This is a genomic window from Pseudomonas sp. FW507-12TSA (assembly GCF_058781435.1).
The window spans coordinates 76961-90202 of record NZ_JBYSWT010000019.1 but is presented as its reverse complement, the minus strand read 5'-3'; the positions used below and the strand labels follow the sequence as shown (position 1 = coordinate 90202).

2 protein-coding genes (1 of these 2 running past the window's edge) are annotated in these 13242 nt (G+C 67.5%); both read right to left on the bottom strand.

The annotated features are described in order from the left end of the window. Positions 1 to 47 precede the first annotated feature (47 nt). On the bottom strand, positions 48 to 1457 hold the full coding sequence (locus AC3WK8_RS18840) for a cytochrome P450 (protein ID WP_103325486.1): 1410 nt from the start codon (positions 1455 to 1457) through the stop codon (positions 48 to 50). Beyond that, a protein-coding gene (locus AC3WK8_RS18835) for an SDR family NAD(P)-dependent oxidoreductase (RefSeq protein WP_103325487.1) crosses the window boundary here: on the bottom strand, positions 1454 to 13242 show its 3' portion. The gene runs 310 nt beyond the window's last position; the window shows 11789 of its 12099 coding nt (coding positions 311-12099); its start codon lies beyond the right edge, outside the window; the stop codon is at positions 1454 to 1456. The genes AC3WK8_RS18840 and AC3WK8_RS18835 overlap by 4 nt, the downstream gene beginning before the upstream one ends.

Below are 13242 nucleotides of genomic sequence, written 5' to 3'. Positions count from 1 at the left end.
TTGCGGTAGTGCCTGCATGAGCCAGAAGTACGCTGTGCCCCGCGCGTTCATGCGCCACTGAGGTCGAGCAGGGCCTTGTTCGAAGGGCGCAGGAATGGCAGGTAGGCCGGCGGCGGCAACTTGCCCACCAGGCGCGGCACGATGCCCCTGGGTCCCAGCTCCCTGGCCAGCATGGCGATGAACAGGGTGATTTCCAGCGCTGCGACATGACGCCCGAGGCAGGCGTGGGGCCCGCCCCCGAACTGGCAGGTTTCCACCTGGTTCAAGGCACGGTCCAGGCCCAGCCAGCGCTCCGGCCGCCAGCTGTCCGGGTCCGGGTAGCGCTCTGGATTGCGCGACACGTGCAGCAGGCTGACCCCGGCCATCACTCCGGCGGGGATGGTGTGCCCCATCAGCTCGAAGCTGGTGTGCACCTTGCGCATCTCGAAGGGCGCCGGTGGATACAAGCGCATGGTTTCACGGAATATCCCCTCGGCCAGCGGCACCTGGCTGGCCAGCTCCTCGTGGGTCACGGGCATGCTCGGCAGCCGGGCGACCTGCTCGCACAGCTGTTGCCAGACCCCGGGATGTTGCGACAGCTGCAGTACCGACCAGGCCATCACCGCCGCGGTGGTCTCGGAACCGGCGAAGCCCAGGCCGAGGATGTTGTGCACCAATTCGACCTCGGACATGCCATTGCCGTGGTCATCGCGTCCGAAGATCATCGCCCCTACCAGGCTGTCGTGATCATTCCTGGCCCGGGTGTCGGCGACGATCTGCGCCACCCGTTGCTCCAGCCAGCGCCGCGCCTTGCGGCAGCGCCAGGCCGGGAAACCGGGCAGGTTGATCTTCAACGGGATCATGCCGAGGAAGAACTCTTCGTATTGATGGCGCCACAGCTCCAGCTCCTGGGTCTGGATCCCCAGGATACGGAACACCACCTCCAGGGCGATGTCCTTGGTCTGCGGGAAGATCGCCAGTTTGTTTTCCCGGCACCAGTGGCTGACGCGCCGCTCGATGGTCTGCACTATGGCTTCGCCGACCTGGGCCCGGCTCAGCCCCCTGGGGGTGAAGGCGTCGGTGCTGGCCTTGCGCGCATTGCGATGGCGCGGGCCATCGAAGGCGTTCATCGCCTCACCGGTGATCACCGGCATTTGCTCGCGCAGGTAGGAGTTGTCGGTGTACTTGTTCTGCAGGATCGCCAGGCCCGCCTCGTCGGTGATCTGCAGCACCGGCAACTGGCTACCGAAGTAGGTCCAGAAGATCGGTCCGCATGCAGCCTCGGCCTGGCGCAGTTCGCCGAGGGCGTCCTTGCCGATCCGGTGGACATGGCCCAGCAAGGGGAGCTTGCCCGGCATGACCGGGAAGCCGTCCTTGAGCTTCAGATTGGCCGCCAACGACTGGGCGTGCCGGCCCGCGCCGTGGACTGCGCCGGTATCTCCTTGGATCGCTGTGGGTGTGTCCTGGGTCTGGCTCATAACATTCCCTGTTCGCTGGTTGAGCGGGTGAGCAGTTGGGTAAATTGCGCAATGTCCATTTCGCCACCGCTGATGCGCTGGTACAGCTCGCCGGAGAACAACGCCGAAGACGTCGTGACAGGCTCCGATGCAGGTAGCGGATGCTCGAACACATAGCCGGGCAGCGCGATGCGATTGCCGCCCCGGGGATACCGCGCCGGGATGTTTAGCCCGGCGCCACGGCACCAGGCCGCGGCTGCTTGCCTCGGCGAACCCGCAGCGAGCGGCGGCTCGCCAGCCTCGATGCCCGTGCTCGCCGAAAGCCAGCAATCACCTGTGGGCAGGCCGGCCCGCAACGACTCGAGTCCGGCCAGCAGTTGCGCCCGATCCTGGACCACCAGCGCGGCCCGGTGGGCCAGGCGGTGTTCGCGCAGGGCTAAACTGTAGGCCAGATCTGCAATTTCGATAGTCGGATGTTCCTCTACCAGCGCCTGGAGCTTGTGCAGGTAGAGCATCAGGCTCGTGCGGCTGGCTGCGGCGATGATCAACAATTGCTCGCCCACTGTCCTCTCGCGCTGCGCCCGGGCGTCCCGGTATTCCTCCACCACCAGGCTGGCGTAGGCACCGCCGGCGCCGAAGGAGTTGATCAGGCAGCGCCGTGGCTGGCCGTTCGCCCCGGGCTCCCAGGGCCCGCCCTCGAGCTGCAGGCGCAATGGGCTGCCTTCCAGGCGGATATGCGGATTCAGCGGCTCGGCGTTGATGGTCGGTGCCCATTGTCGATGTTGCAGTTGCAGCAGCACCTTGGTCAGTTGGGAGATGCCCGACGCCGCCTCGAGATGGCCGATGTTGGATTTCACCGTGCCCAGGGCGCAGCTGCCGGGAGGCAGTTCGCCAAAGACCTTTTTCAACGCCGCCACTTCGATCGGATCGCCAAGCTCGGAGCCATTGGCCGCCGCTTCGATATAGTCGATTTGCGCCGGTTGCAGGCCCGAGCGGCGCAAGGCCTCGGTGATCACGCTGGTCTGCTGGCGAGTATTGGGCGCCGAATATTGCAGCTTGCCGCCGCCATGGTTCAGGGCCGAGCCCTTGATCACCCCGAGGATCCGTTCGCCATCGGCCAGCGCCGTCGCCAGCGGCTTGAGCAGCACGGCACCGGCGCCCTCGCCTGGCAACATGCCGTCGCTCAGGCCGAAGCCACGGCTGAGCGTCGAGGTGCCAAGCAGATTGGCCTGCTTGAGGGTCTGGTAGCGCGACGGATCGAGGATCAGGTTGACGCCGCCGGCCAACGCCATCGCGCACTCGCCCTGCAGGATGCTCTGGCAGGCCAGGTGGATCGCCGACATCGAGCTGGCGCAGGCGGTATTGACCGCCAGGCTCGGCCCCTTGAGATCGAAGTGATGGGAAATCCGGTTAGGCAGTTGCCAGTCGGTGACATTGGCGGCGATCGCGGCGAGCTCGTCACTCTCCTGGCCCGCCGCCGGCTGGTTGTACATCGAGCCGATGAAGACCCCCACGGCTGCTCCAGCCTCCTGCTGCAAGCGCATCAGGGCATCGCGGTTGTAGCCGGCGTTCTCGAAGGTCAGCCAGGCCACTTCGAGCATCTGGCGCAGCGGCGGCGAAAAATGTCGCGCCTGGGCTTCGTCGATGCCGAATGCCTGGTGGTCGAAAGCCGTGACCTGTTCCAGGAAGCCGCCGTAATGGCCTTGTACTTGGCCATCAGGGGTTGGCCAGCGCTGGCCCTCGGCCGCGCTGACGCAATTGCGCCCGTTGCGCAGGTTGTCCCAGAACGCCTCCAGGTCGGTTGCCAGTGGATAACGACCGCCCACCCCGATGATGGCGATATCGCGTCCGTGAACCTCAGGCTCTGCAGGACCCGCAAATTGCGCGCCGGCCACCGGGCCTCGTAGCCGACTGGCCTGGGGCGCGCGTACCGTCGGCGCCGCGGGCGCTGTCATCGGCGGCGTGGCCGCGGTTAGCGCCGCCGCGAAGCGCGCGGCCAGCGCCGGTCGATGTTCGGCCATCAGGTAGCTGGCCAATTGGTCGATGGTGTTGTGTTCGAACAGAAGGGTGCGCGACAGCTCACCGGTAGTTTTCTCCAGGGCCTGGATCAGGCTGATCTGCAGGATCGAGTCGATACCATAGCGATCGAAGGCCATGTCCCGCTGCAGGCGTTCGGGCGCCATGTTGACCAACTGCGACACCACCTGCGTGACCCATTGCCGGCACTGCCCGGCCAGCAGTTGATCGTCGCTGGCCATGGGCTCGGTGTCGGCGGCCACCGGCGCCGCGACCACGGCTGGCGCCCACTCGACCGCGACCGGCAGGCAGGCCACGCCATCGCTGGCCGCGACGATGATCTGCTGGCCCAGGCCATGGCTTGGCGCAGCGGGGAAGGCGATGCGCTCGAAGCCCTGGGCCTGCAGCAAGTGCCGCCAACGCTCGGGATACAGGCCCGGGCAGCCGGGAATCCGCAACGCCGTATCGTTGTGCAGCCACCAGCCTTCGAGCAAGCCGAAGGTCAGATGGGTGAACAGCGAACGGTCGCTGATTTCGTTGAGCACCAGCAGGCCGCCCTGGCGCAGCGCGCTCTTGGCGTTCTGCAAGGTACGCCGCAGGTCGGCCGTGGCATGCAATACGTTGGTGGCGATGACCAGGTCATAGCGCTGCGGTTCGATGCCTTGCTCGGCGCAGGGTTTGTCGACATCGAAGATCGCCGTGCGCAAATAAGGCGCCCGGGGCGCGAAATGGACCTGGGCATGGCGCAGGAATGCCTGGGAAATATCGCTATAGCAGTACTCCTCGATGCCTTGTTGCCACGGCCGCAACGCCTCGATCAACGTGGCGGTGGTACCGCCGGTGCCGGCGCCGATCTCCAGGATCCGCAATGCCTGGCCACTGGCGGCCTGGCGCTGGGCGACATCGGCCACTACCTGGCCCAGCACCGCATTGAAATAGTCGCAGATCCGGTTGTTCTGGTAGACGCCCTCCACCAGGCTCATCGAGCCATCGGGAAACATCACCGCGGTGGCGGCCTGTTCACCCCGCAGGATCGCCGGCAATGCTTCCATGCAGGCTTGCACCAGGTGCAACTGCGCCTGCAAGTCGGCATCGCCCCGCCACGGCTGGCTGGCTTGTTGCCATTGCCTGCGCAGCGCCGTCGGCTCGGGCAGGGGCGAGAGCAGGTGGCCCTGCTCGTCGATATCGGCATTCTGTACCAGTAGCCGCAGGCTCTCGCGCAACCAGCGGCGGTAGAACGGCTGGGCCAGCAGGTTGGCCGCCACCGCCGGCGCGGCGGCTATCCGCTGTTCGGTCAGGGGCCCGCCGCCGGCCAACTCGCCCAGGCAGGCGAAGATATGGGCCAGCAGCAGCCGGTTCATCTCCCCGGCCGCCGCGTGATGCTGCGGTGCCGCGCCGGCGCCATGGGCCACCTCCGACCACGATTCGCGAACCAGCGCCGACCGCGCCGGGTAGCACGCCAACTGCCATTGGCTGTCGATGCCGGTGATCGCCATGGGGCGCAGTAGCTTGATCAAGCCCAGTTGCGCCAAGGGGCCGGCCAGCAGGCGATCGAGCGCCGCCATGCCCTCCGGCGGTTCGATCGAGCCCAGGCCCTGGGCAGACATGCGGGCCCGATAGGCCGGATCGGCCACCACCCCGACGGAACCCCAATACCCCCAGTTCATCACCTTGACCGCACAGGCCAGCTGTTGCCCGAGCTGCGCGGCGAAGGCGTCGGCAAAGGCGCAACCGGCGGCGTAGTTGCCCTGGCCGGCGGCACGGCTGAAGGCATTCATCGACGAAAAGAACAGTACGAAGTCCAACGCCGGGTTGTCCGCCGCGCCGCAAGCCGCGGCCAGGGCGATGCAACTCAGGCGCTTGGCATCGAACACCGCGCGAAATCTCGCCTCGTCCATCTGCGCCAGGCGCGCATCGTCCAGCACCAGTGCCGAGTGCACCCAGCCATTGATCGGCCCGCAGGCCTCGGCGACCTGCCGACTGGCCCGCACCAACTGTTCCGGGTCGGTGGCATCGGCCTGCAGGTACAAGGGTGGGGCCGCGTCATGCTGCAGGGCCAGTTGCGCCAATTGCTCGAGCTGGTCCTCTATCCGCTGGTCGGCCGCACGCCGCCCGAGCCAGACCACCCGCGCCCGCCAGTGGCTGATCAGATGGCGGCTCCAGGCCTCGCCGATTCCGCCGGCCCCCCCGATCACCACATAGACCCCGCCCTCGCGGTAATGCACCGTGCCGGCGCCCGGCTCCGGGCTGTCGGCCAGGGGCAGCAGGCGTTGCTCGAACCACTGCCCGTCGCGCCAGGCCAGGCACTGGCCCGGCACTTGCGGCTCAAGCAGCGCTTGGGGCAATGCCTGGTCATCCGACGGCAGATCCACCAGTTCCACCCGCCACTGTTCCTGCTCCTTGGCCAGAGAGCCGGCCAAGCCGTGGCAGGCGGCCAGTTCCGGCAGCAAGGGCTCAGCGGCATGCAACGTCACGCTGGCGCTGAAGACCAACTGCAGTTGCAGCGCCTGCTGCGCCACCTGCGACTGCAACAGTGCCTTGATCAAGCGAAACAGCATCAGCGTGGCCTGCTGTGCCGGGGCCACCCAGACCAGGCGCTGGAATGGCCGGCAGGCGGCCAGCTGGGCAGCGAGTTCCTCGATGTCGCCGGACTGCGCCGCGATGCACTCGAGCCCGGGGTACAAGCCGGACAGCCATTGGCGATGTCCCTCGGATGCCCCCATGACCAGGGTCGGCAGTGCCTGTATCGGGCCTGGTCGAGCGGTGCAAGCCGACCAGCGTGGTGCCAACAGGCTCAGGCCTGCCGGCAGCGCTGGGGAGCCGGCCAGCGCTGCCACCGGTTCGCGCGCCTTGCCCAGCGGCCGCGAGCTGAAGCCGCGCAGTGACACGGCGACGTGCCCCTGGGCATCGCACAGCTGGATCTCGATCCGTTGCACGGCCGAACCTGCGCGCTTGTCCAGGCTGACCAGGGCCCACATCCGTGGCTGGCAGCGACCGTGCACTTGCACCTGTTCCACGGCGAAAGGCAGCAGTGTCTCACCCTCGCCTTCCGGGCCTTGCAGCAGGCCGATGGACGCCTGGACCGCGCAGTCGAGCATGCCCGGATGCAGTAGCCAATCGCCCTCGAACCACTGTTGCGCCAACTCCAGTTGGGCCAGCACCCGGCCCTCGCCCAGCCACAGTCGCGACACCCCGCGATGGCTCGGGCCATAGGCGATGCCCAGCGCGGCGAAGCGGGTATACAGTTCGTCGGCTTCGATGCTGCGCATCCAGCCGTCCGCACGCAGTCGATCCAGGTCCAGCGCGGGCGCCTGGCTCGTCGTGACCACCTGGGCGCTGCCCTGGCAATGCTCCTGCACCACGGCACCGACCTGGGAATAGATCCGAAATTCGATCCGCTCCTGCTCCAGGTTCAACTCCACGTGCAGCTCGTCGGCTTGTGGCATCGGCCCATAGGGCACCAGCCACGCCACGTTGCGCAGTTGCAACGTGCCGCCATCCAGGACTTGCGGGTCCAGCGCGCGGACCATCGCCGCCCGGGCCATTTCCAGGTAGGCCACGCCGGGCATGGTGCTCTGGCCCGCGACCCGATGGTCAGCGAACCAGGGCTCGTCGCCCCGCCAGCGACTGCTGAAACGCTGCCGGGAGAAATCCGAGGTGTTGCGCTCCAGCAGTGGATGCAACCAGGCGCCAGCGACCGGCTGGCCGCTGCCTGGGGTACAAGCAAGATCGGTGACCCAGTAGCGCTCGCCGGCAAAGGGGTAGCCCGGCACGTTCAGGCGGCGCATCGGCCGTCCTTCCCGGTAGAACTGGCGCCAGTCGAGCGCCAGGCCCTGGACCCAGAGTTCCAGTAGCTTGTGGTACTTGCGCTTGGCGATCCAGGCCGTCAAGGCGGCCGCCATGTCGTCATCCTGGCCGAACAGCGCCAGCGCCGGGTTGTCGCCCGTGGCCAGGCCGCGATACGGCGCCTCGCCGCTGGCGACGAAGGTGTCGAGCTGGCGTTGCAGGTCCGCCAGCGAGTCGCTCAACAAGGCCAGCCGCTGCGCCATCGGCTCACGGCCGACTTGCAGCGTGTAGGCCAGGGCGTCGAGGTAGCCCTGGACATCTCCAGCGGCCTGGCTTGGGACGCTGGCGATGAACTGCGCCAGGCGTCGCGCCGACTCACGCAGCTGGTCTTCGGTGCGGGCCGAGAGCAGGAACGCCCTGGGGCCCGGCGACGCCTCGCTGGGCAACGGCTGCGGAGCGCGGTATTCCTCCAGCAGGATATGGGCGTTGGCGCCGCCGAAACCGAACGAGCTGATGCCTGCCCGGCGCGGTAGCTCGTTGCCGTCTCGATCCTTGCAGGCGGCCCAGGGACGGCTGTGCTGGACAACGTAGAAGGGGCTGCCATCGAGTTCGATATAGGGGTTGAGCGACTCGCAGTGCAGGCTCTTGAACAGGGTCTTGTGCTTGAGTTGCAACAGCACCTTGATCACCCCGGCGATCCCGGCGGCCAGTTCCAGGTGGCCGATGTTCGATTTCACCGAACCGACCCCACAGTAACCCTGGCCCGGTTGTTCGCCGCCCAGCTCATCGGCCAGTTCGCGGAACGCCATCTTCAGGCCATTGATCTCGATCGGGTCCCCCAGTTCGGTCCCCGTGCCGTGGGCCTCGATGTAGCCGATGCTGCGCGGATCGACCCCGGCCTTGCGGTAAGTGCTCTTGAGCAGCTCGGCCTGGGCACGGGGGTTGGGCGCCGTCAACGAGTTGGCCTTGCCGCCGTGGTTCTGTGCGGTACCGCGGATCAGCGCGTAGATCGGGTCGCCATCGGCTTCGGCCTGGGCGCGGGTTTTCAACACGATCATCCCCACCCCCTCGCCCCGGGCATAACCGTTGGCCTGGGCCGAGAAGGTCTTGCTGCGCCCGTCGAGCGCCAGCATGCCGGCCTTGCTGAAGCTGATCTGGGCCTCGGGAGCGACCAGGGTATTGACCCCGCCGGCGATCGCCATGGCGCAATCGCCGCTGCGAATGGCTTGCACGGCGCGGTGGATGGCCACCAGCGAGGAGGAACAGGCGGTTTCGATCGGCTCGCTGGGGCCATGGAAATCCAGCAGGAAACTCATGCGGTTGGGGCCAACCGAAGGCACCATCGCCGTGGCGCTGTAGCCTTCCACCGGTACCCCGGCCTTGGCGATCAGGCTGCTGTAGCCGGTCACCCCGGTGCCGACGAAGATCCCGGTATCGCTGCCGGCCAGGTCCCTGGCGGCATAACCGGCGTCTTCGATAGCCAGCCAGACATGGGTCATCAGCAACCGCTGCTGGGGGTCCATCAACTGCGCCTCACGCGGCGAGATGGCGAAGAACAGCGGGTCGAAGTGGTCGACACCGTGAATGAATCCGCCCCATTTGACGTTGGTCTTGTTCGGTTCCCGGTGCGGATCGCCGTAATACTCGCGCCAGTCCCAACGGCTGGCGGGCACCTCGCTGATGCAATCGCGGCCATCTTGAAGGTTGCGGCAAAACTGAGCGACGTCCTCGGCCATGGGGAAACACCCGCTGACCCCGATGATCGCGATGTCATCCAGGGCCGCACCTGCCGCCGTCGTGGCCGGCGGTGGCGCGGCTGGCCGTGGCGTCACTGTCGGCTGCGGTTGCTCAAGGGCTTGCTCCTGGGGCGCCTCGCTCCGCGGCGCAAACCGCGCAGCCAGCACATCGTGATGCTCACGCTCCAGGTAAGCGGCGAAGCGGCCAATGGTGGCGTGTTCGAAGAAGATCGTCGGCGCCAGGCTCAGCCGCCATTGCTGCTTCAGGCTGTTGGCCAGCGTGGTCAGGCTGATCGAATCGAAGCCGTACTGGCTGAACTCGGCATCGGTGCGGATATCGCTGGCGGGAATCTTCATCTGCGCGGACACCTGCTCGATCAAGGCCCGCTGCAAGGCCTGGCCCAGCCCGGGAGCCGGGGGCGCCACGCCGGCGGACCCGGGCGGCGGCGCTGCCGGCCGTGGCGCGCCGGCCACCAGCCGGATGATCGGCCCAGGCTGGCCGTGCATGACCAACACTTGGGGCAATGCCAGGGCAACGCACTGGCGCAAGGCATTGATCCCGGCGTTGCTGGGCATCGCCAGCATGCCGGTGTCCTGCTGCATTTGCCGGGCGGTGGCGGCATCCACCCGCATGCCGCCGTCCTTCCACAGTGGCCAGTTGATCGCCAGGCTGTGGCCTTGACGCAGCCCCTGGGCGACGAGCCGCTGGCGATAGGCCGCATAGCGATCGACGAAGGCATTGGCTGCGGCGTAGTCCGCCTGGCCGACATTGCCGACCACACCGGTTCCCGAGGAAAAACCGATCCAGAAATCCAGCGCCAGGTCGGCGGTAGCCAGGTCGAGGTGACGGGTACCGGCGACCTTCGCCGCCAGCACCTGCCTGAACTGCTCGTCCTGCTTGTTGACCAGCAAGCTGTCCTGGATCACCCCGGCGCAGTGCAGCACGCCGTCCAGATGCCGATGCTCGGCGACGATCTCTGCCACCAGGCGCCGTACCGCCGGTTCGTCGCTGACGTCCAGTCGCCGGTACTCGATGCGGTTGCGCCGCGGATCGATCCCGGCCGTGGCATCGGCGGTCGCTGGCGAACGGCCGGTGAGAATCAACACAGCGTCGCTGACGCTGGCGACGATGGCCTGGGCGAACACCCGGCCCAGGCCGCCCAGGCCTCCAGTGATCAAGTACACCCCGCGATCCCGCCACGGCGCCTCGATCGCCAGGTCCATCGGGGGGCAAGGCAGCCAGTGCAGGACCTGGCGCCGGCCACCCTGGTAACGGATCGCGACATCGGACGCTGGCGCATTGTCCGCCAACCGTTGTGCCAGGCACTGGGGTTCGTCCAGTTCGAGCAGTTGGGCACGCACCGCCGGCACCTCCAGTTGCAGGCTGCGCAGCAGCGCCGCCAGGCCGCCGACCAGGCGTTCGCCTTGGGGGTCATGTACCGCCAATTGCAACAGGCGCCGGCCGCCACCTGCGCCGAGCAGCCCCCTGATTTGCTGCAACAGCGCCAGGGCGGTCCGTTCATAGTCCAGGGCGCAGTCCTGTTCGATGAAGTCCAGCACCCGGCATTGGCCCCCGACGCCCTGCCCGTCCAGTTGCCGCTGGACCTGGCCGGCGCTTTCCGGCTCGAAGCCGCTGAGCAGGACCAGGCGCTGCTCGAACTCCGGCGCGGCTGCCGCGGGCGCGGGTTCATCAAGCCAGCGCGGCTGGAACAACAGGGTCTGTGGCAGCGCCGTTGCGCCATCCACCGGCTCGTCCACCGGGTTCAGTACCCGGGAGGTGAACCCTCGCAGCGCCACGCACAGCTTGCCTTGCTCGTCGAACAACTGGATGTCCAGGCGCTGCAGGGCCGTCTCGGCCTGCTGGTCCCCGCGGCGTTCGGCATAGCTCACCCGGGCCCACATCCGTTCGCTGCAGCGGTCCAGGACCTGCAAGGCCTCCAGGGCGAACGGCAGCGTCGGCCGGGACAACGCCGGCAACTGCTGCCGCTGTTCCTCGTCCAGCACCACATCGGCTCCGAGGCTCAAGGCAATGGCGGCCTGCAATGCCGAGTCCAGCAGCGATGGGTGCAGCACATAGTCGCCAAGGCTCGCCTGCTGGCAAGCGGGCAGCGCCAGTTGCGCCAGCACCTCGCCATGCCCCAGGTACACCCTCTGCAAGCCCTGGTAGGCCGGACCGTGATCGAAGGTCATGGCCTGGTAAGCCTGGTAGCACTGCCCGGCACCAAGCTGGCCACCGTTCATGCGTGCCTTGAACGCCGCCAGGTCGGCCGACTGCGGCGCGGCGGGCGCGGCGGGCGCGGCGAAGTTGGCCAGGCCCTGGCTGTGCAACAGCGCTTGGCCCATCGCCTGGCCGGTCGCCGGATCCAGTTCGCGACTGCTGATTTCGAAGCGCAGTTGCCCATCGTCCTCGGCCGTGAGTTCGATCTCCACGTGCCGTGGCCGGTCCTCGACGATCAGGGGCCGCAGCCAGACCACCTGGCTCAGTGACGGTTGTCGTCCGGTCGCGACCAGGGCCACGGCGGCCCGGGCCATTTCCAAGTGAGCGACCCCGGGAAAGATCCGTTGCCCCGCAACCCGATGCTGCGCCAGGAACCACTCCTGGCCATCGAATCGACTGGTGAAGCGTTGCCGCTGCGGATCCGAAGTGTCGCGTTCGAGGAACGGATGCATGGGCGCCGCGATACCGGCGCCGGCCTCGCCCGCCGCGGCGCCGCGTTGTGCTGGCGGTATCCAGAAGTTCTGTCGGGCGAAAGGATAGACCGGCGCGTGTATCCGTCGCGCGGTGCTGTGGTGCTGGCGATTGAACGCAGCCCAGTCGAGGCTGCCCCCGGCCACCCAGGCTTCGGCCAGTGCTTGCAGGCTCGCCGGATCGCCAGCGACGGGTAACGGGATGTCCCGGCGTTCACCGCTCACGACTTGTCCGTCCCAGCAATGCCGGCAGGCGCGGCGATCCAGCCAGTGGTTGAGTTGCTGGCGCAACTGCTCCTTGTCGCCGCACAGGAACATCAATCGATGCGCCAGGGCCTGCCGTCCGATTTGCAGGGTATAGGCCAGGTCCGCCAGGCGCAGGTCCGGGTCCAGCAAGGCCTGGCGCAGCCGCCGGGCATAGCGCCTGAGGCTATCGGCGGTACGCGCCGACAACGGTAGCAGGCAGGGCTGGCCCGGCTCCTCGGTGGGGGCAGCCAGGGTTTGCGGCGCCTGGCGAATGACCATGTGCACATTGGTGCCGCTATGCCCGAAGGAATTGAGCGCGGCCATCCTCGGGCCGTCGGCGGGCCACTCCCGAGGCTCGCGATGGATATGGAACGCCGAGCCCGCCAGCTCGATGCGCGGGTTGAGCTGCTGGAAGTGCAGCAGCCCCGGCAGTTGCCGGTGTTTCATCGACAACAGGATCTTGATCAGGCTGACCACCCCGGCGGCCGCCGAGGCATGGCCGATGTGCGCCTTGGCGCTGCCCAGCGCGCAATAACCGGTGTCGCTGGTGAACTGGCGGAACGCTCGCACCAGCGCGTTGACCTCCACCGGGTCTCCCAGCGGCGTGCCGGTTCCATGGGCCTCGACGTAGCTGATCTGCCGTGGGTCGATGCCATGGCGCCGATACAGTTCGCCGATCAGCCGCTCCTGGGCCTGGCCGTTGGGCGCGGTGATCCCGTTGCTGGCGCCGTCCTGGTTCATTCCCGAGGCGCAGATCACCCCGTGGATCGGGTCGCCATCGGCCAGTGCCTCGGACAGGCGCTTGAGCGCCAGCATGCCCACCGCCTCGGACAGGACGATGCCGTCGCTGCGCTGGTCGAAGGTATGGCAGCGCCCGGTGGGCGAAAGCATGTCCATCTGGGCGAGGCTGATCAGCCCGGGCTCGCCGAGGGTGGCGAATACACCGCCGGCCAGGGCCAGCGTCGACTCCCCGTTGCGCAAGCTTTCGCAGGCCAGGTGAATCGCCGTGGCCGAGGACGAACAACCGGTATTGACCACCAGCGCCGGCCCCTTGAAATCCAGGTAGTAAGACAGCCGCGAAGCGATGATCGCGTCGGAGGCGCCGATGAAGGTCTCGTGGAAATAACCCGCCGGCTCGGCACCGACGAAGATCCCCACGGCCTGGTCACGCAAGCCCTTGGGGTTGTAGCCGGCATTTTCCAGGGCCTTCCAGCTCTCCTGGAGCACCAGCCTCTGGTGCGGATTCATCGACTCGGCATCGCGGGGGGAAATATTGAAGAACAGCGGGTCGAAGTCGTCCCGCTGTTCCAGGACCCCACCCCACTTGCAATAGG